20 protein-coding genes are annotated in these 19,935 nt (G+C 69.6%); 2 read left to right on the top strand and 18 right to left on the bottom strand.

Features of this window, described 5'->3' with window-relative positions; translation table 11 throughout:
* Positions 1 to 7 precede the first annotated feature (7 nt).
* From ACP7A5_RS00330 to ACP7A5_RS00270, 13 genes are all read right to left on the bottom strand, one after another.
* A complete protein-coding gene (locus ACP7A5_RS00330) occupies positions 8 to 616 on the bottom strand; it encodes an EF-hand domain-containing protein (RefSeq protein WP_426040048.1) in 609 nt (202 codons plus the stop codon).
* Between the two features lie 77 nt (positions 617 to 693).
* A complete protein-coding gene (locus tag ACP7A5_RS00325) occupies positions 694 to 3,576 on the bottom strand; it encodes a bifunctional [glutamine synthetase] adenylyltransferase/[glutamine synthetase]-adenylyl-L-tyrosine phosphorylase (protein WP_426040047.1) in 2,883 nt (960 codons plus the stop codon).
* Positions 3,573 to 4,982, bottom strand: a complete 1,410-nt coding sequence (locus ACP7A5_RS00320; RefSeq protein ID WP_426040046.1) for a sensor histidine kinase — start codon at positions 4,980 to 4,982, stop codon at positions 3,573 to 3,575. The genes ACP7A5_RS00325 and ACP7A5_RS00320 overlap by 4 nt, the downstream gene beginning before the upstream one ends.
* A gap of 9 nt (positions 4,983 to 4,991) precedes the next feature.
* Positions 4,992 to 5,663 carry a response regulator transcription factor gene (locus ACP7A5_RS00315; RefSeq protein WP_426040045.1) on the bottom strand — a complete coding sequence of 224 codons (672 nt, stop codon included), beginning with the start codon at positions 5,661 to 5,663 and terminating at the stop codon, positions 4,992 to 4,994.
* An 86-nt stretch (positions 5,664 to 5,749) separates the two neighbouring features.
* Positions 5,750 to 7,318 (bottom strand): Do family serine endopeptidase, encoded by a 1,569-nt coding sequence (locus ACP7A5_RS00310; protein WP_426040044.1) that lies wholly within the window; start codon positions 7,316 to 7,318, stop codon positions 5,750 to 5,752.
* Between the two features lie 119 nt (positions 7,319 to 7,437).
* A complete protein-coding gene (locus tag ACP7A5_RS00305; protein WP_426040043.1) occupies positions 7,438 to 7,935 on the bottom strand; it encodes a cytochrome c-type biogenesis protein in 498 nt (165 codons plus the stop codon).
* Between the two features lie 149 nt (positions 7,936 to 8,084).
* On the bottom strand, positions 8,085 to 10,073 hold the full coding sequence (locus ACP7A5_RS00300; RefSeq protein WP_426040042.1) for a heme lyase CcmF/NrfE family subunit: 1,989 nt from the start codon (positions 10,071 to 10,073) through the stop codon (positions 8,085 to 8,087).
* Positions 10,070 to 10,561: a cytochrome c maturation protein CcmE gene (gene ccmE / locus ACP7A5_RS00295; RefSeq protein ID WP_426040041.1), complete on the bottom strand. Its 492-nt coding sequence runs from the start codon at positions 10,559 to 10,561 to the stop codon at positions 10,070 to 10,072. Before ccmE ends, ACP7A5_RS00300 begins: the two co-directional genes overlap by 4 nt.
* A 70-nt stretch (positions 10,562 to 10,631) precedes the next feature.
* Positions 10,632 to 11,444 (bottom strand): c-type cytochrome biogenesis protein CcmI, encoded by an 813-nt coding sequence (gene ccmI / locus ACP7A5_RS00290; RefSeq protein WP_426040040.1) that lies wholly within the window; start codon positions 11,442 to 11,444, stop codon positions 10,632 to 10,634.
* Between the two features lie 17 nt (positions 11,445 to 11,461).
* Positions 11,462 to 12,853 carry a hypothetical protein gene (locus ACP7A5_RS00285; RefSeq protein ID WP_426040039.1) on the bottom strand — a complete coding sequence of 464 codons (1,392 nt, stop codon included), beginning with the start codon at positions 12,851 to 12,853 and terminating at the stop codon, positions 11,462 to 11,464.
* Positions 12,854 to 12,945: 92 nt separating this feature from the next.
* Complete coding sequence (locus ACP7A5_RS00280) at positions 12,946 to 14,373, bottom strand: sensor histidine kinase (protein ID WP_426040038.1); 1,428 nt, start codon at positions 14,371 to 14,373, stop codon at positions 12,946 to 12,948.
* Positions 14,370 to 15,050, bottom strand: coding sequence for a response regulator transcription factor (locus ACP7A5_RS00275; protein WP_303694183.1), 681 nt, complete (start codon positions 15,048 to 15,050; stop codon positions 14,370 to 14,372). The genes ACP7A5_RS00280 and ACP7A5_RS00275 overlap by 4 nt, the downstream gene beginning before the upstream one ends.
* Positions 15,051 to 15,071: 21 nt before the next feature.
* Complete coding sequence (locus tag ACP7A5_RS00270) at positions 15,072 to 15,362, bottom strand: hypothetical protein (protein ID WP_426040037.1); 291 nt, start codon at positions 15,360 to 15,362, stop codon at positions 15,072 to 15,074.
* A 199-nt stretch (positions 15,363 to 15,561) separates the two neighbouring features.
* On the opposite strand from ACP7A5_RS00270, the gene ACP7A5_RS00265 reads away from it, so the two are divergent.
* On the top strand, positions 15,562 to 15,939 hold the full coding sequence (locus ACP7A5_RS00265) for a hypothetical protein (protein WP_426040036.1): 378 nt from the start codon (positions 15,562 to 15,564) through the stop codon (positions 15,937 to 15,939).
* A 96-nt stretch (positions 15,940 to 16,035) separates the two neighbouring features.
* Here the strand turns inward: ACP7A5_RS00265 and ACP7A5_RS00260 are convergent, their stop codons facing one another.
* Positions 16,036 to 16,839 carry a PhzF family phenazine biosynthesis protein gene (locus ACP7A5_RS00260; protein WP_426040035.1) on the bottom strand — a complete coding sequence of 268 codons (804 nt, stop codon included), beginning with the start codon at positions 16,837 to 16,839 and terminating at the stop codon, positions 16,036 to 16,038.
* A 49-nt stretch (positions 16,840 to 16,888) separates the two neighbouring features.
* On the opposite strand from ACP7A5_RS00260, the gene ACP7A5_RS00255 reads away from it, so the two are divergent.
* Positions 16,889 to 17,323 (top strand): GNAT family N-acetyltransferase, encoded by a 435-nt coding sequence (locus ACP7A5_RS00255; protein ID WP_426040034.1) that lies wholly within the window; start codon positions 16,889 to 16,891, stop codon positions 17,321 to 17,323.
* On the opposite strand, the gene ACP7A5_RS00250 is transcribed toward ACP7A5_RS00255, so the two are convergent.
* From ACP7A5_RS00250 to ACP7A5_RS00235, 4 genes are all read right to left on the bottom strand, one after another.
* Positions 17,296 to 17,877: a nucleotidyltransferase family protein gene (locus tag ACP7A5_RS00250; RefSeq protein ID WP_426040033.1), complete on the bottom strand. Its 582-nt coding sequence runs from the start codon at positions 17,875 to 17,877 to the stop codon at positions 17,296 to 17,298. The genes ACP7A5_RS00255 and ACP7A5_RS00250 overlap by 28 nt on opposite strands.
* Positions 17,874 to 18,686: a bifunctional hydroxymethylpyrimidine kinase/phosphomethylpyrimidine kinase gene (thiD, locus tag ACP7A5_RS00245; protein WP_426040032.1), complete on the bottom strand. Its 813-nt coding sequence runs from the start codon at positions 18,684 to 18,686 to the stop codon at positions 17,874 to 17,876. The genes ACP7A5_RS00250 and thiD overlap by 4 nt, the downstream gene beginning before the upstream one ends.
* A 45-nt stretch (positions 18,687 to 18,731) precedes the next feature.
* Positions 18,732 to 19,547, bottom strand: coding sequence for a dihydropteroate synthase (gene folP / locus ACP7A5_RS00240; RefSeq protein ID WP_426040031.1), 816 nt, complete (start codon positions 19,545 to 19,547; stop codon positions 18,732 to 18,734).
* Between the two features lie 85 nt (positions 19,548 to 19,632).
* Entirely contained in the window at positions 19,633 to 19,935 is a 303-nt protein-coding gene (locus ACP7A5_RS00235; protein WP_303694190.1) for a winged helix-turn-helix domain-containing protein, read from the bottom strand.

Here is a 19,935-nt window from a genome sequence, read left to right as displayed (position 1 = left end):
CACCCTCTTACTCCGAAGCGGGCGCCGAAGGCGACGCCTGGCGCGCGGCGCGACGCTCGTGGTGCTGCTCGCGCATGGCCTGGCGGGCCGCCGTGCGTTCCTCGGCCGTGATGAAGCCGTCACGGTTGGCGTCGACCCTGTCGAACCGGGCCGTCAGACGGGTCTGGACATCGGCGATGGCCATGGGACCGCGCCCCTCGGAGCCCTCACCCCGTGCGCCGCCGTGCCCCCGACCGCCGCGATGGCCGCGCATGCCGTGACGCGCGCCGCCCTCTGCGCGGTCGCCGCGCATCTGGCGGGCAGCGGTGAACTCCTCGCGGCTGACGGCGCCATTGCCGTCCGTGTCGAACGTCTCGAAGCGGGCGGAGACGCGCTGGTTGCGGCGCGTGTCCATGCCCGACCGGCGCTCCTCGGCGCTGATCGAACCGTCGCGGTTGGCGTCGAGGGCGGTCAGGCCGGCGATCCGGCCGTTCACGAACTCGGCGCGGCTGATCCGGCCGTCGCCGTCGGTGTCGCCACGGGCGCCCCGCGTCTGCGCCTGCTGGGCCATAGCGGAGCCTGCGGTCAGGACGGCCAGAACGGCGGCGGCGCCGACGGCCAGGGTGGATTTCTTCATCTGCTCGTCTCCGAAAAGAACGGCCGCTCAAGCGTCCGCAAGACCCCCGTCTTGGAACTGTAACGGGCCAGTCCGGGCTATCCGTCGTTCCGGGAGGGCAGCGCCGTCTCGAACGCCTCCCGCGCGGCCTTGCGCACGCGCTCCAGCCGGAGGCGCAGCACCGGGAAGTCCGCCTCCCCCGCCGCCTCGGCCAGGCGGGTCCGGAAGGTTTCCGACTCGGCCTCCGGATCGCCCTTGTCGTCAAAGGCGCAGGCGAGAAGCTGCGCCAGGGCCTGGTGCAGGACCCAGGCGTCCTTCAGCGGCGGATCCCTTTCCAGCTGATCCAGGATCGAGACGCTCAGACGTCCACCCTCGGCGGCCGTCTGCAACTGGCGGAACTGGCCGACGAACTCGGCGTCGACCAGACCGCCGGGCACCAGCTTCAGGTCCCAGAAGCCCTTGGCCGGCCGCTCCCGGTCCATCAGGTCGCGCATGGCCCGCACGTCGCTGGCCGTGTCCACCCCGGGTCGCGGACGACGCAGCGCCGCCTCGATGGCCGCTGTCACCTGGGCGCCGAACGCCGGCTCGCTGGCCCAGGCGACGCGGGCCCGGGTCAGGGCAATGAATTCCCAGGTCGCGGCCTCGTCCGAATAGTAGGTCTGGAACCCCGACAGCGGCACCGACACCGGGCCCTTCGACCCTGAGGGCCTGAGCCGCATATCGACCTCGTAGAGCCCCCCCTCGGCCGTATGCGCCGACAGGGCCGAGATCAGTCTCTGGGTGAAGCGGACGTAGAAGACATCAGGCGACCAGCCCTTGGTGGCGGACACGGCGTCCGACGGCGCGCCGTATACGGTCATCAGGTCGAGGTCCGATCCCGCCGTCATCTCCCCGGACCCGGCCTTGCCCAGGGCGATCACCGCCACCGCGCCCGGCATCGCTCCGCCCAGCCGTTCGGTTTCCGTCAGGGCCGCCGCCGACAGGGTGCGCATGACCGCGTCGGCGAGGTTGGTGAATCCCTTGCCCGCCGCTTGCGGCCCCACCCGACCACTGAGGGTCTGCATGCCGATGCGGAAAGCCTGTTCGCGATGCAGGCGACGCACGGCGTTCATCGCCCCTTCGAAATCCCCGGCGGCGCGCGCCTCGTCCGCCATCTGATCGAACAGGCCGGTGTTGACGCCGAGTTCGGAGTCGAACCGGGCGTCGAGCATCGAATCCAGCGCCGCCGGATAGCGGCCGAGGGTCCGCGCCAGTCGAGGGGCGAAGGCCATGACGCCGACGATCCGCTCGAACAGCTCTGGCTGGTTCAGGAACAGGGCCTGGACCTGAACCCCCGCCGACAGTCCGGCGAAGAAGACCGAGAACCGCTTGAAGGCGGCATCGGCCGCGCCGGTCCGGGCCAGGGCTGTGAGCAGCCGCGGCGCCAGTCGGGTGAACAGCTCGCGCCCCCGCACCGAACGCGTCGCCGGGATGCGGCCGTGGTGCCAGGAGCGGATGGTGTCGGCGACCGCACCCGGATCGGAAAAGCCCATCCGTTCCAGGGTCGCCAGGGTCTCCGGGTCGTTGTCGACGCCGGTGAAGACGAGACTGCCAAACGGTGACGAAAGCTCTTCCTCGCCCTCGAACAGGGCGCCGTAGCGGCGGTTCACGCCGATCAGCACGGCCTCGACCCCGGCGTCGAAGGCCGCCAGATCGCCCTGCCCCGCGAGCGCCGCGACCGCCGCGCGGCGCGCCGGATCGGCAGGCAGGATGTGGGTCTGCTCGTCTTCGAGCATCTGCACCCGGTGCTCGAGGCCGCGAAGCTCGACATAGGCTCCCGTCATTTCGGCGGCGACGTCGGCGGGCAGGTGCCCCTTCGCGACCAGGGCGGCGAGCGCATCGACCGTCCGCGAACTGCGCAGCGACGTATCGCGGCCGCCGAGGATCAGCTGCTGGGTCTGGGCATAGAACTCGATCTCGCGGATGCCGCCGCGCCCGAGCTTCAGATTGGCGCCCGCCGCCTCCATCGCCTCGCCGGTCTTGTGGACGTGGATCTGTCGCTTGATCGACTGGATGTCGAGGACGGCCTGATAGTCGAGGCTGCGGCGCCAGACGAAGGGGACGAGGGCCTTCAGGAACTCCGTCGCCGCGCCGAAGTCGCCGCAGATGGCGCGGGCCTTGATGAAGGCCGCCCGTTCCCAGTTCTGGCCGACGCTCTCGTAGTAGTCGAGCGCCATGGGCACGGTGACGACCGGTGGGGTCGAGGAGGGATCTGGACGCAGGCGCAGGTCGACGCGGAAGACATAGCCGTCGCCGGTGCGCTCGGACAGCAGCGACGCCACCCCCTGCGCCACCCGGTTCATCAGGCCTTGCGCCTCTGTGCCCTCGGCCAGCACAGGGGCCAGACGTTCGGGGTCGAAGAACAGGCTGAGGTCGATGTCGGAGGAATAGTTCAGCTCGAACGCGCCGTGCTTGCCCATGGCCAGGCCGAACAGGCCGGGAATGGGGCCGCGTGTGTCGTCGGCGGCGGTCAGGAGCTTGCCGCGTCGCCGAAGATCCTCGGCCACGCCGGACAGGGCCGCCCGCGAGGCGACATCGGCGAACCGACTGAGCGCGCCGGTGACCTGATCCAGATCCCAGATCCCGCCGAGGTCAGCCAGCGCCGTCAGCAGGTGCAATTCCGCCTTCAACCCCCGCAACGGCGAGCGCATGTCGTCCGCCCCGCCGGTCAGGGCGATGGTGCGGTTAAGCACATCGTCCAGCCGGACGTCGGGCGCATCCGACAGGATGGCGTGCAGCATGTCGGGCCATCGACGTGCGAGGCCGAACAGGTAGGGCGATGCGGAAAACACGGGCGCCAGGGCGGGCCAGACGCTGGCCAGAAAATCGCCTCGGCCGCCTTCGGACGCAGAACGGTACAGGCGCTCGCGCGCACGCTCTGCCGCCTCGCCGTCAACGACCGGCCCGCAAGGCTTCAACCGGGGGCCGAGCGATGCCGTCATTGGACCGCGGCCGGCAGGACCAGGGCGACGCGCAGGCCCGGCCCGGACTCGCCATAGGCGCCGGGGCCCTCATCCAGCTGGATGCGACCCATGTGCGCCTCCATCACCGCCCCCACCAGAGACAGGCCCAGACCGGAGCCCGCCTCGGTGCGACTGTTGTCGAGGCGGACGAACCGCTCGATGACCCGGCCGCGATCCTCTTCCGGCACCCCCGGCCCCGTGTCGGTGACGGAGAATTCGATCTCGCCCGAGGACCGCCGGCGCGCGCGCAGCATGACCGCCCCGCCGACCGGCGTGTATTTGATGGCGTTGTCGATGACATTGGCCAGGGCCTGGGCCAGGAACGGCCGGGCGCCCTCGATCATCAGGCCGCGCTCGATCTCGGCGGAGAAGTCGAGCCCCTTGTCCTCGGCGGCCGGCTCGTACAGCTCGGCCATGTCGGCGGCCAGTTCGGCGGCGTCGAACACCGCCGCATCGGGTACGCGCCCGGCCGCGGCCTGAAGCCGGGCGATGGCGAGCACGGTGTTGAAGGTCTTGAGCAGGGTGTCGGCCTCGTCCAGCGCGACCTGCAGGGCGTCGACGCCGTCGATCCGCCCGCTCTCGGCGTCGATCAAGGCGACCTCCAGCCTGGCCCGCATGCGCGTCAGCGGCGACCTCAGATCGTGGGCGATGGCGTCGCCGGCGTGGCGGATCGAGGCCATGGAGGTCTCTAGCCGGTCCAGCATTCCGTTCAGCCCCTGGCCCAGCTCGTCCAGTTCGTCACCGGATCCCCGCACCGCCACCCGCGCTTTCAGGTCGCCGTCCTGCACGGAGCCGACGACGGCGTTCAACCGCCCCATGGATCGTTCCAGATTGCGGCTGATCAGCAGACCTCCGCCGAGGCCGAGCAGCAGGACCATACCCATGGCCATCCACAGCGCCTGGGTCAGCCGGCCCAGATAGGCCTCGGTATCGCCCAGGGATTCCCCGACGATCAGCCCCTCGCCGCCCGCCAGCCGCACCTGGACGGCCCTCACCTGCGGCCGGATCACCCGCCCGTCGGCTTCGGTGTCAGTGAAGGTGAAGGTGGTCCATTCCTCGGTCGCCGGCCCGGCGTCGAAAGGCGAGACATTGAGGCTGCCGGTCCCCAGGCTCCCGTCCCTGTTGATCAACTGATAGATATAGGCGCTTCGGGTCAGGGTCCGGTCGATCAACGCCACGTTCAGGGCATCGACGCCGCGATTGTCATAGACGCCCAGCAGGGTCTTGAGCTCGCCGCGCACATCGGCCTCGGCCCGCGCCTGGGCCTCCGAGGCCGAGGCGACATAGACATAGGCCAGGATGGCGCTGGCCGCCGCCGCGAACAGCGCGAGGAACAGCAGCGTCAGCCGGAAGGGTGTGCGGCGGAAGAGGGACGGCAGCTTCATTGAGGCCTCTTAAGCCTCCAGCCGATACCCCGCCCCGCGCACCGTCTGCAGCATCGCCTTGTCGAAGCCCTTGTCGATCTTGGAGCGCAGGCGGCTGATGTGGACGTCGATGACGTTGGTCTGGGGGTCGAAATGGTATTCCCACACCTTCTCCAGCAGCATGGTGCGAGTCACCGACTGGCCGGCGTGGCGCATCAGGAACTCCAGCAGCTGGAACTCGCGTGGCTGCAGGTCGATGTCGGAGGTCCCGCGATGCACGGTGCGGGCGATCAGGTTCATCTCCAGGTCGCCGACCTTGAGCACGGTCTGGACCCCGCCGGTCTCGCGACGGCGCGACAGGGCCTCGACCCGGGCGATCAGCTCGGCGAAGGCGTAGGGCTTGACCAGATAGTCGTCGCCGCCGGCCTTCAGGCCCATGACGCGATCCTCGACCTCGCCCATTGCGGACAGGAACAGGACCGGCGTCTGGTCGCCGTCCTTGCGCAAGGTCTCGACCATGCCGATGCCGTCGAGGCGGGGCATCATCCGGTCGACCACATAGACGTCGTAGTCGCCCTTCTGCGCCTCCAGCAGTCCATAGGCGCCGTCGATGGCGTGACTGGCCACGTGACCCGCCTCGGCCAGACCGCGCACCATCGCCTGAGCCGCCTCGGCGTCGTCCTCGACCACAAGAATTTTCACAGGCCAGCCCCTCCGGAATCACAATCGCCGCCGACGGTAACCCATCGGCGGCGACTTAGGGAGTTAAGGCTTGTTCAGGCTGCGGACTACTCTGCGGCGGCGGCGGGCGTCGTCAGCGGCAGAACGACCGGGCGGTTGCCGTTCGACGTGCGGACCAGCAACACGATGCCCTCGCGACCCGCTTCCCTGACGCGCGCGATGGCGGCACGCAGATCGGCGGCGGTCCGAACCGGCCGCTGGTCCGCCAGAACGATGACCATGCCCGGCTCGAAGCCCATCCGACCCGCACGTGACGTCGGAGCGGCGGCGGTGATCACCAGACCGTTCAGCGTATCAGGCAGGCTGAAGCGGCTGCGCAGGGCCTCGCTTACCGGCGTGACGGTCATGCCTTCGACCACCTCGCCAGCGCTCGGGGCGGGGCGATCGGGGGCGCTTTCGGGCTCGCCCGGGTTCGCGCCATTCTGTGCCGCCTGGATATCGGCCGGGCGCGTTCCTGAGCGGACGTTGATAACCTGATTCCGGCCCTCGCGAATGATCTCCAGGCGCAGGTTGTCGCCCGGAGCGGCCTCGCCGACCGCACGGGTCAGCTGGGTCGAACTGGTGATCTTGCGTCCGTTGAGCGAGGTGACGATGTCGCCGACCTGCAGTCCGGCCCGCTCTGCGGGCGCGCCCGGGGTCACGTCGACGATATAGGCCGCTTCGAAGTCGGCGGCGAAGCCGTAGGATTCCCGCTCGTCATCGGTGATCGTGCTGATCGTAGCGCCCAGATAGCCCCGCTCGATGGCGCGGCCGCTCATCAGGCGATCCGTCACCGTCTTGGCGACCGAGGCCGGGATGGCGAAGCCGATGCCGACCGAGCCGCCCGTCGGCGAGAAGATCGCCGAGTTCACGCCGATCACACGGCCATAGATGTCGAAGGTCGGACCGCCCGAGTTGCCCCGGTTGATGGCGGCGTCGATCTGCAGGTAGTCGGTGTAGGGCGTCGAGCCGTCCCCGATGTCGCGGGCCCGGGCCGAGACGATACCGGCCGTGGCCGTGCCGCCGAGGCCGAACGGGTTGCCGACCGCGATGACCCAGTCGCCGACGCGCGGCTCCGCCGCCTCCTCGAAGCTGACGAATTTGAAGTCCGAACCCTCGACCTTGACCACGGCCAGATCGGTGTCGGCGTCGCGGCCGACCAGACGGCCGGCCAACTCGCGGCCGTCGGACAGCTTGACCGTGATCTTCGTCGCATTGGCCACGACGTGGTTGTTGGTGACGATGAAGCCGTCGGCCGAGATGAAGAAGCCGGAGCCGGCGCCCTGGGCGGTCTGGGGCTCTTCTTCCTCGCCGGGCTCCTGGGTCTCGGGGGCCTGGAAGCCGAAGCCCGGCAGGCCGGGGATAGGGATCATGCCGCCGCGCGGGCGTTCGATCGGGGTCTCGACGTCGATCTGGACCACGGCGGGCGAGACCTGGTCGAAGATGTCGGCGAAGCTGAGCGGGGCGCCTTGGGGCGGGGCGAAGGCGAGGCCCGAGGCGCCGGCGGAGGGGATCAGTCGCCCGCTCGCCTCTGAGGCATTGGCGCCCGGCCAGTCGATCACGCCTCCGGCAGTCGCGGCGGCGGCGAACACGAGGCCGACGGCGGCCCCCAGGATGAATTCCTTACGCTTCATCATCGGTGTGTTTTCGATCCTTCAATGGGCCCGGCCAGAAGACTGACCGGCGCCCGTTTCGCCTTGTGATATAGGGCTATGGCGACTTTCGCCAACCATTGCGCCATGACCCTTGGTCCGCCTCAACGCCCGTCGTGAGGCGCGGATGCGTCAGGATCGGGGCGAACTGTTTCCCTTTGGAGAAGATCGGCCAGCCGACGTTCCTCATCGGGCGAAAGCAGCGCGGTTTCGACGGCCTTGCGACGCGCGAAAACGAACAGGGCCAGACCGCCGATCAGCGCCAGCAAGGCGGGTCCGAACCACAGCAGCCAGGTCCCGGTCCGCACCGGCGGGGTGAACAGCACATAGTCGCCATAGCGGCGCACGAGATCGTCCCTGACCGCCTGGTCGCTGGCGCCCGTGGTGATCTCCTCGCGGATCAGACGGCGCATGTCTCCGGCGATGCCGGCGGGGCTGTCGGCGATGGATTCGTGCTGGCAGACGACGCAGCGCACGACCTCGAAAATAGCCTGGGCCCGGGCTTCCTGACCGGGAGAGGCCAGCGGCCGGTCCGGCGGGGCGGCGGGTTCCTGGGCGAGGGCGGGGCCGGACAGCGTCAGGGCTGCCAGCACCAGAGCCACTATAAATCCGTGCATCCCCGCGAAGGCGGGGACCCAGTGCTTTGGGCGATCAGCGGCGCCGAGCGCGCGTTGCCCGTGAACCCAGACGCCGCAGTCTTGGCCAACACCTGGGTCCCCGCCTTCGCGGGGATGCACGGAAAAATGGGAGCTCATGCAGCCCTGCGTTTCCCGCCCACCGCCAGCCTCAGCCGTCGATCGAACAGCGACAGCACCCCGCCCAGCGCCATGACGAACGGCCCCAGGAAGATCAGCCGCGCCCACGGATTGAAATAGACCCGCACGGTCCAGGCCTGGGCCGCCTCCGGGGTGCTACGGCGCTCGCCCATGACGACATAGACGTCGTCCAGACCCCGGAAATCGAGCCCGACCTCGGTCGTCGTCTGGCCCCCGGCGGGGAAGAAACGGCGCTCGGCCGTGACGGTGCGCAGGAAGGCGCGGCCATCGGTCGAGGCCACCGTCAGCGTGCCGCGTTCGGCCAGATAGTTGGGGCCCTCGACGATCTCGACCTTGTCGAGCGTCACGACCCAGCGTCCGGCATGCACCTCGCCGCCGATGGGCAGGGGGGCGGCGGCCTCGACCTTGAAACCCGTCTCGACCACGGCGCCGAGTACGAACAGGCCGAGACCCGCGTGCGCCAGCGTCATGCCCCAGGCGCCGAGCGGCAGACCCCTGGCCCGACGGCCGACCTCGGCCAGCGGAGCCCGGAACAGGCGGACGCGTTCGACCACCTCGGCCAGCGCCCCGAGGATCAGCCAGGCCCCGACGGCCAGACCCGCAGCCGCGAAGGCCTTCTTCGGTTCGAACGCCAGCCAGCCGACGAAGCCGCAGGCGATAGCAAGCGCCGCGGCGAGCGCCAGCCTCTGCATCGCTCCCTTCAGGTCGCCGCGCTTCCAGGCCAGCAGCGGCCCGGCCGGCAGGATCAGGAAGGCCACAGCCATCAACGGCGTGAAGGTCAGGGCGAAATAGGGCGGGCCGACCGAGATGGTGGCGCCCGTCGCCGCTTCCAGGATCAGCGGATAGAGGGTGCCCAGCAGCACCGTCACGGCCGCCACGGTCAGGAACAGGTTGTTCAGCACCAGCGCCCCCTCGCGGCTGACCGGGGCGAACAGCCCGCCGCCCTTCAGCTGCGGCGCGCGCCAGGCGAACAGGGCGAAGGCCGACCCGGCTGTGAAGCCCAGGATGCCCAGCAGCATCAGCCCCCGCTCCGGATCGACCGCGAAGGCGTGGACGGAGGTCAAGACGCCCGACCGCACCAGGAAGGCCCCCAGCATGGAGAAGGTGAAGGCCAGAAGCGCCAGGAACACAGTCCAGCCCGCCAGCGCCCCGCGCCGCTCGGTCACCACCGCACTATGGAGAAGCGCCGTACCCGCCAGCCACGGCATGAAGCTGGCGTTCTCGACCGGGTCCCAGAACCACCAGCCGCCCCAGCCGAGCTCATAGTAGGCCCAGAAGGCGCCCAGCGTGATCCCGGCCGTCAGGAGGACCCAGCTCGCCAGGGCCCAGGGCCGCACCCAGCGCCCCCATGCGGGCCAGAAGCCGGAAAAGGCCTTGCCCTCGATCAGGGCGGCGACGGCCAGGGAGAAGGTCACCGAGAAACCGACATAGCCCGCGTAGAGCAGGGGCGGATGGATAGCGAGCGCCGGGTCTTGCAGCAGAGGATTCAGCGACATGCCCTGGAACGGCGCCGGGTCGATCCGCGCGAACGGGTTGGAGGTGAAGACCGCGAAGGCCAGGAACAACGCCCCCAGCCCGCCCTGCACCCCGATCGCGGAGGTCTTCAGCCCGAACGGAAGCCCCCTGGCACGCGTGAGGGCCGCGCCGAACCCGGTCATGACCAGGCACCACAGGACCAGCGACCCCTCGTGGCTGCCCCAGGCGGCGGCCACCTTGTAGAGCATCGGCTTGTCGGTGTGACTGTTGCTGGCGACGTTGGCGACGGAGAAGTCCGACGTCGCAAAGGCGAAGATCAGGGCTCCGAAGGCCAGGGCCGTGGCCAGGGCTGCGCCCATCGCCGCGCCTTCGGCTCCGCCGGCCAGCAGCGGACTGCGACGAGAACGGCCGGTCGCCGCCAGACCGGTCTGCAGCAGCGACAGCATCAGGGCGAGGATCAGCGCGAAGACGCCGAATTCGACGATCACAGGGCTTGGCTCTGCACAGGCCGTGCCGTCGACGCGCCGCCCTCGGGCCGCCATTCGCCCTTTTCCTTCAGCCGGTCGGCGACCTCGCGCGGCATGTAGGTCTCGTCGTGCTTCGCCAGAACGGTATCGGCGTGGAACACGCGGTCGGGGCCGAACCGGCCTTGCGCAACGATCCCCTGCCCCTCGCGGAACAGGTCCGGCAGGTCGCCTTCAAAGATCACCTGGCTGGTCGCGGCATTGTCGGTGACGGAGAAGGCGACGATCGTACCGTGTTGCTCGACGCTGCCGGCCTCGACCAGTCCCCCAAGGCGGATGACCCGACCGGCCGGCGCGGCATCCGCCGTCGCCTCCGACGGCGAGAAGAAATAGGTCACGCTGTCCTGCATGGCCCACAGCGACAGGCCGACGGCGAGCGCCAGCACCGGTGCGGCGGCGGCCGCGACCCACAGGCGACGACGCGCTTTCGGCGATTTGGGAAGCCAGCTCATGGGCGGACGACAGGTTCCAGGAACGGAGAAGTCGCGCCGTATAGCGCCTGTCCCGTCGGGCTCCAACGGGTCATGCGGCCGCGTCCAGGCGACCGACCAGATCGGTCCGGCGCGGATCGGCCGGATCCAGCACGGCGATCAGGGGCGCCCAGACCTCTCGCGCCTTCGCCACATCGCCCCGGGCCAGGGCCGCTTCACCGAGGAAATAGCGCGCGCCCAACTGGTCCGGGTCGAGGGAAAGCGCGCGGGTGAAGGCCGCCTCGGCGTCCACACCAACCTCCCCGTCCTGCGCCCGCACCAGACTTTCGCCCAGACGGGCCCAGCTGGTCGCGTCGTTTGCATCCAGCGCCAGAGCCCGACGGAAGGCCGAGGACGCGCCGATGGGATCACCGGCCTCAAACCGGGCCGCGCCCAGCATGATCAGGGCGGTGCGGTTGTCCGGCTCGCGTTCGACCGCCCGGCCGAGCACGGCGGCGATCCGGGGCGCGTCGAGGGTCTCCGGGCTGGAGGCCCATTCGTCGATCCGGCGCTCATAGGGCTGGTCCGGCAGTCCCGGGTCGCCGAAGACGAGATACAGGCCCAGAACCGCCGCGACCGCCACGACCAGTCCGACCAGAACGATCGTCCGGTCCCGCCCGCCGACGCGAGGCGCGGCGTCCGGCGACGCGCTCGTCAGCAGCCGCCGTCCCGCCTCGGCCCGTGCGGCGGCCCAGGCGTCCTCGTCCAGCAAACCTCGCGATTTCAGGCGATCCAGTTCGGCCAGCTCGGCCGCGCCGGTGTCAGACAGGGGCGGCTCATGGTCCGCGCGGAGCCGGGCCACGCTCAACACCAGCAGCCCGGCCAGCGCCGTGGCGAGCCCGGCCAAGGTCCAGAAAACGATCATCCGCCCTGATTAGCGGATCAGGCGGCCCGGGGCGAGCGCTCCTGCGTCGCAGCGGACGACGGGCGGGCCCCGGCGGCGGCGGCACGGCGGCGGGCGGTGCGGGCCGCGTCGGTCGCCTCGATCAGCGACAGGCATTTGGCCAGGGTCTCGACCAGGGCGAGCGACTTCCGCTGGTCCGGCGCATCGCCGGCGTTCACCGCCTCGACGACCTGATCGACATAGACGGTGACCCGCTCGGTCACCGACTGCACCAGCTGATAGCGCAGGGATTCACAGCCGAAGACCTGGGCCGCCGTGCGGATCGCGCCCAGCAGGGTCAGCAGGACGATTGCGGCCTGGACGGCCTCCAGCGGCGGCGCCTCGGCCTCCAGATCGGGCGCCTGACGGGTCATGCGGCCCGTGGTCTTGACCGACTTGGACGGCATCAGCCGGTCCAGCGCCTTGTCCAGAGATCGGAGCGACTTGGACAGGGCGCCGTTGATCCGGTCACGGGCCTCCCGCGCCTGCTTGCCCCATTCCCCCTCGGGATCCAGTTTCAGCGTGGCGTCCAGCTCGCCCAGGGTCTCGGCGCACCAGGCGATGTCGGTGCGCACCCCCGGGCCTGGGTCCGCCTTGGCGCCCGGCTTGTAGGAGGCGATGCGGGTGATGCGAGCCTCGACCTCTGCGATCAGGCGATTGACGAAACCGGCCATCTCCGATTCCGAAAGGAAGCCTTCCTTGGCCGCCGCATGGGACGAATGCACCACCAGCCGCAGGATCAGGGAGGCGTCGCCCAGGTGGGCGAACATGATCTCCAGCATGCGCGGCCCGCCGTCGACGGTGATCTCGGCGCAGTCCCGGATCAACAGACGCAGCTCGGCCAGCTGGTCGCCCGTCGGTCTCAGGATGAGGTCGGGCAGGTTCAGCAGGCCGCGCCGGGCCATGGCCGCCAGGTCAAAGCACAGGGCCAGTTCGTCCAGCCCCTTGATGCGGGCCCCCTCGTCGCCGCCGTTCGACGGCCAGACGACCTCCGGCTTGTCGCGCACGGCGGCGGCGGCGGCCACGCAGATGCGGTCGGCGACCGCGCACATCTTCGGATTTTCCTCGATCGGACGATAGTCGTCGAGCGCCAGCAACAGCTCCGGCTCCAGGCTCGAGGCCGCCTTCCACAGGCGAGGCAGCACGCCGGCCGGGAAGGTCAGCGATTCGACACCGTCGGGGCGCCGCTGAAACATCGGCAACAGGGGGGCGAAGGCGATGGCGCGGCGGCGGCGGTCGATGCTTTCGTCAGCCAGCATGATGCTGAGCGCGGCGGCACGCTCTCCGGGCATCTGGGCGACGGCGCCCGAAAGGATCGTCAACACGCGGTCGGGCACACGCTCCAGCATCTGGGCGAGCACTGCACGCTGCGCGACCGAAAGCTCGGCCATGCCACACTCCGTCGACCGCGAAACGGCGGCCAGGACTTACGGTGAAGGCGCAAGGTTAAGATTCCGGAAGCGGAGAATACGGCTCCGTCGTTTCAGGACTCGGCTGCGGGCAGTTCCAGCACGGCCTTGAGCCCGCCCAGATCGCTGGCCGCCAGCGTCAGCCGCCCGCCGTAGGCGCGGGTCAGGTCGTCGACGATGGCCAGCCCCAGACCCGACCCCGGCGCATCTTCGTCCAGACGGGCGCCCCGCTTCAACATGCCGTCGCGCTGACCGGCCGGGACGCCCGGTCCATCGTCCTCGACCACCGCGATCATCTGGCCCAAGCCGCTGGCGCCGGCGGAGACCCGCACCCGGCGCGTCGACCATTTGCAGGCGTTCTCCATCAGATTGCCGAGGATTTCCTGCAGGTCCTGGCGCTCGCCGAGGAAGGCCAGGTCGTCGGGCGCGCGCCAGTCGATCTCCACGTCCTTCGACTGGAACACCCGCTCCAGCATGACCGCCAGTTCGTCGATCACCTCGCCCACCGGCGTCTTTTCGCCCAGACCATGGGCGGCGCGGGCGGCGGCGCGGGCGCGGCGCAGGTGGTGATCGACCTGGCCCTTCATCACGTCGGACTGGCGCCGGACGATATCGGCCAACGGCCCGGCGTCGGTCCCGGCCTCGGCCAGCATGACCGACAGCGGCGTCTTCAGTGCGTGTGCCAGGTTGCCGACGTGGGTGCGCTGGCGCTCGACGACTTCCTGATTGTGGTCCAGCAGGCGGTTGACCTGTTCGGCCAGGGGCTGGATCTCGGTCGGATAGTCCTTCTCGATCCGGGCGGCCTTGCCCTTGCGCACATTGGCGATCTCGACGCGCAGATCGAACAGCGGCCGCAGCCCGATCTGGACCTGCAGGAAGACGGCGATGACCAGGCCGATCCCCAGGATCAGCAGCGCCGTCCAGGTGAAGGTCGCGAACTGGCGGGTATCGACATCGATCTCGGACCGGTCGAGACCCGCCATGAAAACGAACGGCCGTCCGTTCAGCGACTTCATGCTGGACGCGATCTGCAAGGGCTGGGTCCCGTCCGCCAGGATGCCGGGATCGTTGTAGCTGAGGGTCGCCCCCATCGCCGCCCGCAGCCGCTCGGGCAATTCCGGATCGACGTACAGGCTCTCACCCGCCAGGGACGGAGACTTCGCCAGCACGACGAAGCCGCCCTCGGCGTCCACCTCTCCGACCATCCAGTATTTTCCGGACAGGCCGCGCAGTGTCGGGGCGTCCTTGATCTCGGCGACTCGCAGGCCGTCGGGCGTCATGACGCTGGCGATCACCACGTCGTCGATCACGGCGCTCAGCTGATTGTCCAGCCGGCGAAGGGCGCTCTCGCGATACTGGCTGGTCAGCATCCAGCCGGTCAACATCAGGGCGACGACGATCCAGGCCGAGGCGAGCCAGATCAGACGGCGCGTGAGGCTGCGGCCCGGCCGACCGAACCAGCGTCCCCAGGACGGTTTTGGAACCGCCGGCGTCTCTGTCACGCCGCCTCGGACTCCCCGGCGAGCGGCGTCAGGCGATAGCCGAGTCCGCGCACGGTCTCGATCCGGTCCGACCCGACCTTCTTGCGCAGCCGGCCGATGAAGACCTCGATGGTGTTGGAATCCCGGTCAAAGTCCTGGTCGTACAGGTGCTCGACCAGTTCGGTGCGGCTGATCACCCGACCCTGGTGCATCATCATGTAGTGAAGCAGGCGGTACTCGAGCGACGTCAGCCGCAGGGGCTCGCCGTTGACTGTCGCCCGCGCCGCGCGCGGATCCAGCCGCAGCCCGCCGCAGGCCAGGGTCGCCGAGGCGATTCCTGCAGACCGCCGCAGCAGGGCCCTCAGGCGCGCCAGCAACTCCTCGGTATGGAAGGGCTTGGTCAGATAGTCGTCGGCCCCGGCGTCGAAGCCCGCGACCTTGTCCGACCAGGCGCCGCGCGCCGTCAGGATCAGGACCGGCGTCGCCTTGCCGTCGCGACGCCAGCGCTCCAGCACCGACACGCCGTCGATCTTGGGCAGGCCCAGGTCCAGCACCACAACGTCATAGGGTTCGGTGTCGCCCAGGAAATGGGCTTCCTCGCCGTCGGCGGCGTGATCGACCGCATAGCCGGCGTCGCCGAGCGCCTGTTTCAGCTGGCGCGACAGGTCGGCGTCGTCTTCGACCAGGAGAACTCGCATCGTGTTGGTCCCTCGTGTCCGTCAGCCGCGCGAGTCGACGGAGATGTCGATGATCTGACCGTCGCGCTCGAAGCGGAAGACATAGCTGTTGCCGCGCAGGCCGAGCGAGCCGACGAAGCGGGCGCCGCGAGCCCGCGACTGGGCGATCCCCTGGGCCTCCGCCTCGCTGATGCGACGCGGCTCACGCTGGAACTCCTGCCCGTTCCTGTCGCCACCGCGATCGCCACGGTTGCCACGGTCCTGCGCGTTCGCGGCGCTCAGCGGCGCTGCGGCGATCAGGACGGACAGAAGGAGGACGGTCAGGCGGGTCATGGGGCGTCTTATGGGGCCGGCGCTCTGAACGGCGGCTGAACACGAAGCTTAGGGACGTTTAACTTCCGGGGAAACGGGCCTCTCGCAGGGGATGAACGGAACCTGACCCGGCCCGTTCAGGATCGGCTCAGTGGCGATCAGCTTTCATCAGGTCAACGCAGCCGATCGCGGTTGCGGCGATCTGAGATGGAGAGATCCGATGATGAAGAAGATGCTCGTTCCCGCCCTCGTCCTCGCCGCGGTCTCGGCCGCCGCCCTGCCCGCCGCGGCCCAGAACTACAATCGTTCCGGCCAGCACCAGAACGACAATCGCGGCGCCTACGGCGGCTGGCAGTCGATCAACGTGCGTCAGGCCAATCTGGACCGCCGCATCGACCAGGGCGTCCGCAACGGCCAGTTGAGCCGCCGCGAGGCGACCCGCGTCCGCAGCGAGTTCAACGCCTTGCTGCGCCTTGAGGCGAATTACCGTCGCGGCGGCCTGACGGCCTGGGAACGGACCGACCTTGATCGTCGTTTTGACCGTCTGTCGGCCTCGATCCGCGAGCAACGCCGCGACCGCGACAATCGTCGCCACTAGCGGTTCGTGAGCTTCGTGCGGCTGTGCCGAAGACACGGTCGCTCGCAAGACGAGGGGCGCGGTCCGAAAGGGTCACGCCCCCTTTCCGTGCGTGGATCAGAATCGCAACACCGACCCCATGACGGTCACGGCATGCCCGCGGATCAGCACCCGGTCGCCCGCAAGGTCGGTCTCGAACCGCGCGCCCCGCCCGGGATAGGCCTGTTCGAAGGTGACGTTGCTCCGATCGAGCTTCATCGCGAACAGGGGCGCCAGGCCGCACCGGGCTGAGCCTGTCGCCGGATCCTCGTCGATTCCGCAGCCCGGTCCGAAAAACCGATCCACGACATCGACCCCGTCATCCGACAGGGCCGCAGCGATCACCTGTCCCCGCTCCATCGCCCCGTCTCCGAACGCCAGCAGGGCCGGGATGTCCGGGGTCAGACCGCGCACTGTCGCCGCATCCGCCATGACCGCGATCAGATACCGGCTGGCCCAGACCTCGACCGGCGCGGCGCCCAGGGCCTTCGCCAATCCCGCCGGGGTCTCGACGCGGCTTAGAGGATCAGCCGGAAAGTTCATTTCGTAACCCTCGCCGAACCGCCCCACAGTCAGCGGGCCCGACGCGGTGTCGAAGGTCAGTTGACGCGCCTCCACACCCAACTCGCGCCACAGCACATGCGCCGCCGCCAGGGTGGCGTGACCGCACAGGGACACCTCCACTGTCGGAGTGAACCAGCGCAGGTCGAACCGCTTCCGATCGGCCGTGCTGCGCAGAAAGGCGGTCTCCGAGTGATTGTTCTCCGCCGCCAGCGACTGCATCCATCCGGTTTCAGGCCAGGCGTCCAGCGGCTGAAGCACGGCGGCGGGGTTGCCCATGAACGGGCGTTCGGCGAAGGCGTCGACAGTCCACTGGCGCATGCCGCCGGGCTTAAGCTAGGACGCGAGGGGAGACCAGACGGACCCGCCCATGACCGCCGCCCTGACCAATGATTTCAACGAGGCCCGCCTGCGCACGGCCTGGCGCTGGATCGCCGAGGAAAGCTACTGGGGCGCCCGCATTCCGTGGGCCACGTTCGAGCGGGCCTGTCGCGGCTCGCTCTGCTTTGGTCTGGTCGAGGACGGAGACCTGCTCGCCTTCGCCCGCGTCGTCACGGATCAGGCCACCTTCGCCTGGCTGTGCGATGTCTTCGTCGACGACCAGGCGCGCGGCCGGGGTCTGGGCAAGCAGCTGATGCAGGAGATTCTCGCCGATCCACGCCTGCAGGATCTGCGTCGCTGGGGCCTCGCCACCGCCGACGCCCACGGCCTCTATTCGCAATACGGCTTCGAAGCCGCGGACCCTCTGCGCCATATGGAGCGGGTCGACCGGGACATCTATCCGGTGCTGTCGCCGACGACCTGAAGCTCGGGCCAGCGCGAGCGGGCGCTGGCGACGACCTTGCCCCAACCCCGGGCCAGCGGCCGGTTCGGATTGGGCCGGATGACCATGTCGAACACGTCCTGAAGCCCGAACGGCGCGGCGACGCTGATCGTATCGTCGTCCTCCAGCCGCACCCCGATCCCGAAGGCCGGCGCCACGAACCGGGCCAAGGCCGCATCGGTATCCGGCAGCGGCTCATAGTCCTCGCCGAACCGGTCGTGGAACCACAGGTGCACCCGCGCCTGGTTCCTCACCTCGACATCACTGCGGAAGGGCTCGTGGAAGGCCGCCGCGACCCGCTTTATGACCCCGTCCTCGGCGTCCCACGACGTGTCCGGATCGAAATAGCCGAGGTCGAAATCCTTGCGGCCATACCCCACGGGCCGCCCCGTCACTGCGTTCCACACCGACTGATAGACCGCGCCGGAAAAGACACGCCAGTCAGGCAGGCCCAGCCCGCGCACAGTCGTCAGCACATGCATCAGGTCGGCGTCCGCCCGGACGATCTCGACCAGCCGCGTCTCAAGATTGCTCATCGCGCGTCCCGCAGCGGCCAGCCGTGATCCAGCGGGCCGTGTCCGCCGCCGAGACCTGGCGCCCGTCGGATCGCCTCGGACACATACGCCCAGGCCTCGGCCACCGCGACCTCGAGCGGCCGGCCTTGCGCCAGACCCGCCGCGATGGCGCTGGCCAGGGTGCAGCCCGTGCCGTGGGTCGAGGTCGTTTCGATTCGCGGCCCCTCCAGCAGGGTCTCGCCCGACGGCGTGACCAGCAGGTCGACGACAGTCTCGCCCGGCACATGGCCCCCCTTCATCAGCACCGCCCGGGCTCCGAGCCCCAGCAGCGCCGCCCCCGCCCGACGCTGCCCCTCCAGATCCTCGACCGCGATCCCGGTCAGGGCCTCGGCCTCCGGCGCATTGGGGGTCAGCAGGGTCGCGCGCGGGATCATCAGGCTTCGCACCGCCTGCACCGCGTCGTCGTCCAGCAGGGCCGCGCCGCCCTTGGCCACCATGACCGGATCGACCACGAGCGGCGCACGCGACGTATCGAGAATGGCCGCGACCCGCTCGACCACCGCCACCGATCCCAGCATGCCGGTCTTGATCGCATCGGCCCCGATGTCGTCCAGCACCGCCCGCGCCTGGGCCTCGATCAGGTCCAGCGGCAAGGGGTGCACGCCGTGGACGCCGAGCGTGTTCTGCACCGTGATTGCGGTGATCGATGTCGCCGCAAAGCCCCCCATGGCGGTCACAGCCTTGATGTCGGCCTGGATCCCCGCCCCGCCGCCGGAATCCGATCCGGCGATGATCAGGACGCGGCCGAGGAAGGGGGATGATTCTGACATGGCGGCTGGATGCGTCACCGGCGCGGAATCGGCAAGGCCCGCCCTCTACCTGGCGGCGGCCGCCACCGCCGCCTGGACCGCCAGGGCCTGCACCGTCTCGCGCACATCGTGGACGCGGATCACCGACGCACCGCGACGGGCGCCTTCCAGCGCGAGGGCGATCGAGCCGCCCAGCCGGTCTCCCGCCTCCGTCGCCGACGGGTCGATATTCCGGATCATGCGCTTGCGACTGGCCCCCAGCAGCACCGGGAACCCCAGTTCCGCCAGCGTCCCCAGCCTGGCGATCAGCGCCAGATTGTGCTCGATCGTCTTGCCGAAGCCGATGCCGGGATCGAGCGTGATCTTCTCGCGCGCCACCCCCGCCGCCATCGCCGCCTCGGCCCGGCCGGCCAGGTAGTCGCGCACCTCGGCGACCACGTCGGCATAGCGCGGCTCGACCTGCATGCTGCGCGGTTCGCCCAGCATATGCATCAGGACGACGTCGCAGCCCAGTTCCGCCGCGACCTGCGGCGCATCGGGCGAATACGTCAGCGCCGTCACGTCGTTCCAGATCGTCGCCCCCGCCGCGACCGCCGCCCGGGCCGCCTCGGGCTTCATCGTGTCGATCGAGATCGGCCCGTGCCAGCGCGCGTGCACCGCCGCGATCACCGGCGCCGTCCGCGCGATCTCCTCGTGCACAGCGACCGGCTCGGCCCCCGGCCGTGTCGATTCTCCGCCGATGTCGAGGATGTCCGCCCCGTCCCCGATCAGCCGCATCGCCTGGGCCAGGCCGCGCTCGATCGAGGCGTGCAGGCCCCCGTCGGAAAAACTGTCCGGCGTGACGTTCAGGATGCCCATGACGCGGGGCCGGATCGAACTCATGCGCTGTTCCCGGCCAACCCGTCGTGGCAAGCCTTGCCGTCCTCGAACAACTGCACCCGCTCCGCATCGACCACCATCGGTGCCATCAGTCCCTCTTTCCGATCAGTCCGCCCAGGGCTTCAAGATAGGCGGCGAAAGCCTTTCGGCCAGAGGGTGTCAGGGTGACGCGGGTCAAGGGCTTGTTGTTCTGGAAGCTCTTGTCGATCGCGACATAGCCGGCCTCGTCCAGCTTCTTCAGATGGACCGACAGATTGCCCTGGGTCGCCTCCAGCACCGTCTTCAGCTCGGTGAAGTCGGCGGTCTCTACGTCGGCCAGATAGACCATGATCCCCAGCCGCATGCGGCCGTGGATGACCTCGTCGATCCGGCCAAGATCGGTCAGGGCCAT

This window comes from Brevundimonas sp. TWP2-3-4b1 (assembly GCF_049897665.1).
Lineage (GTDB): Bacteria > Pseudomonadota > Alphaproteobacteria > Caulobacterales > Caulobacteraceae > Brevundimonas > Brevundimonas subvibrioides_B.
This window is presented reverse-complemented; position numbering and strand designations above follow the sequence as displayed.

Coding starts and splice junctions, on each gene's coding strand:
- ACP7A5_RS00235 (WP_303694190.1), bottom strand. CDS start 19,935: ATGGCCCTGACCGATCTTGGCCGGATCGACGAGGTCATCCACGGCCGC.
- ACP7A5_RS00260 (WP_426040035.1), bottom strand. CDS start 16,839: ATGCGCCAGTGGACTGTCGACGCCTTCGCCGAACGCCCGTTCATGGGC.
- ACP7A5_RS00275 (WP_303694183.1), bottom strand. CDS start 15,050: ATGCGAGTTCTCCTGGTCGAAGACGACGCCGACCTGTCGCGCCAGCTG.
- ACP7A5_RS00285 (WP_426040039.1), bottom strand. CDS start 12,853: ATGGCCGAGCTTTCGGTCGCGCAGCGTGCAGTGCTCGCCCAGATGCTG.
- ccmE (WP_426040041.1), bottom strand. CDS start 10,561: ATGAGCTGGCTTCCCAAATCGCCGAAAGCGCGTCGTCGCCTGTGGGTC.
- ACP7A5_RS00255 (WP_426040034.1), top strand. CDS start 16,889: ATGACCGCCGCCCTGACCAATGATTTCAACGAGGCCCGCCTGCGCACG.
- ACP7A5_RS00270 (WP_426040037.1), bottom strand. CDS start 15,362: ATGACCCGCCTGACCGTCCTCCTTCTGTCCGTCCTGATCGCCGCAGCG.
- ACP7A5_RS00310 (WP_426040044.1), bottom strand. CDS start 7,318: ATGATGAAGCGTAAGGAATTCATCCTGGGGGCCGCCGTCGGCCTCGTG.
- ACP7A5_RS00250 (WP_426040033.1), bottom strand. CDS start 17,877: ATGAGCAATCTTGAGACGCGGCTGGTCGAGATCGTCCGGGCGGACGCC.
- ACP7A5_RS00325 (WP_426040047.1), bottom strand. CDS start 3,576: ATGACGGCATCGCTCGGCCCCCGGTTGAAGCCTTGCGGGCCGGTCGTT.
- folP (WP_426040031.1), bottom strand. CDS start 19,547: ATGAGTTCGATCCGGCCCCGCGTCATGGGCATCCTGAACGTCACGCCG.
- ACP7A5_RS00330 (WP_426040048.1), bottom strand. CDS start 616: ATGAAGAAATCCACCCTGGCCGTCGGCGCCGCCGCCGTTCTGGCCGTC.
- ccmI (WP_426040040.1), bottom strand. CDS start 11,444: ATGATCGTTTTCTGGACCTTGGCCGGGCTCGCCACGGCGCTGGCCGGG.
- thiD (WP_426040032.1), bottom strand. CDS start 18,686: ATGTCAGAATCATCCCCCTTCCTCGGCCGCGTCCTGATCATCGCCGGA.
- ACP7A5_RS00320 (WP_426040046.1), bottom strand. CDS start 4,982: ATGAAGCTGCCGTCCCTCTTCCGCCGCACACCCTTCCGGCTGACGCTG.
- ACP7A5_RS00265 (WP_426040036.1), top strand. CDS start 15,562: ATGATGAAGAAGATGCTCGTTCCCGCCCTCGTCCTCGCCGCGGTCTCG.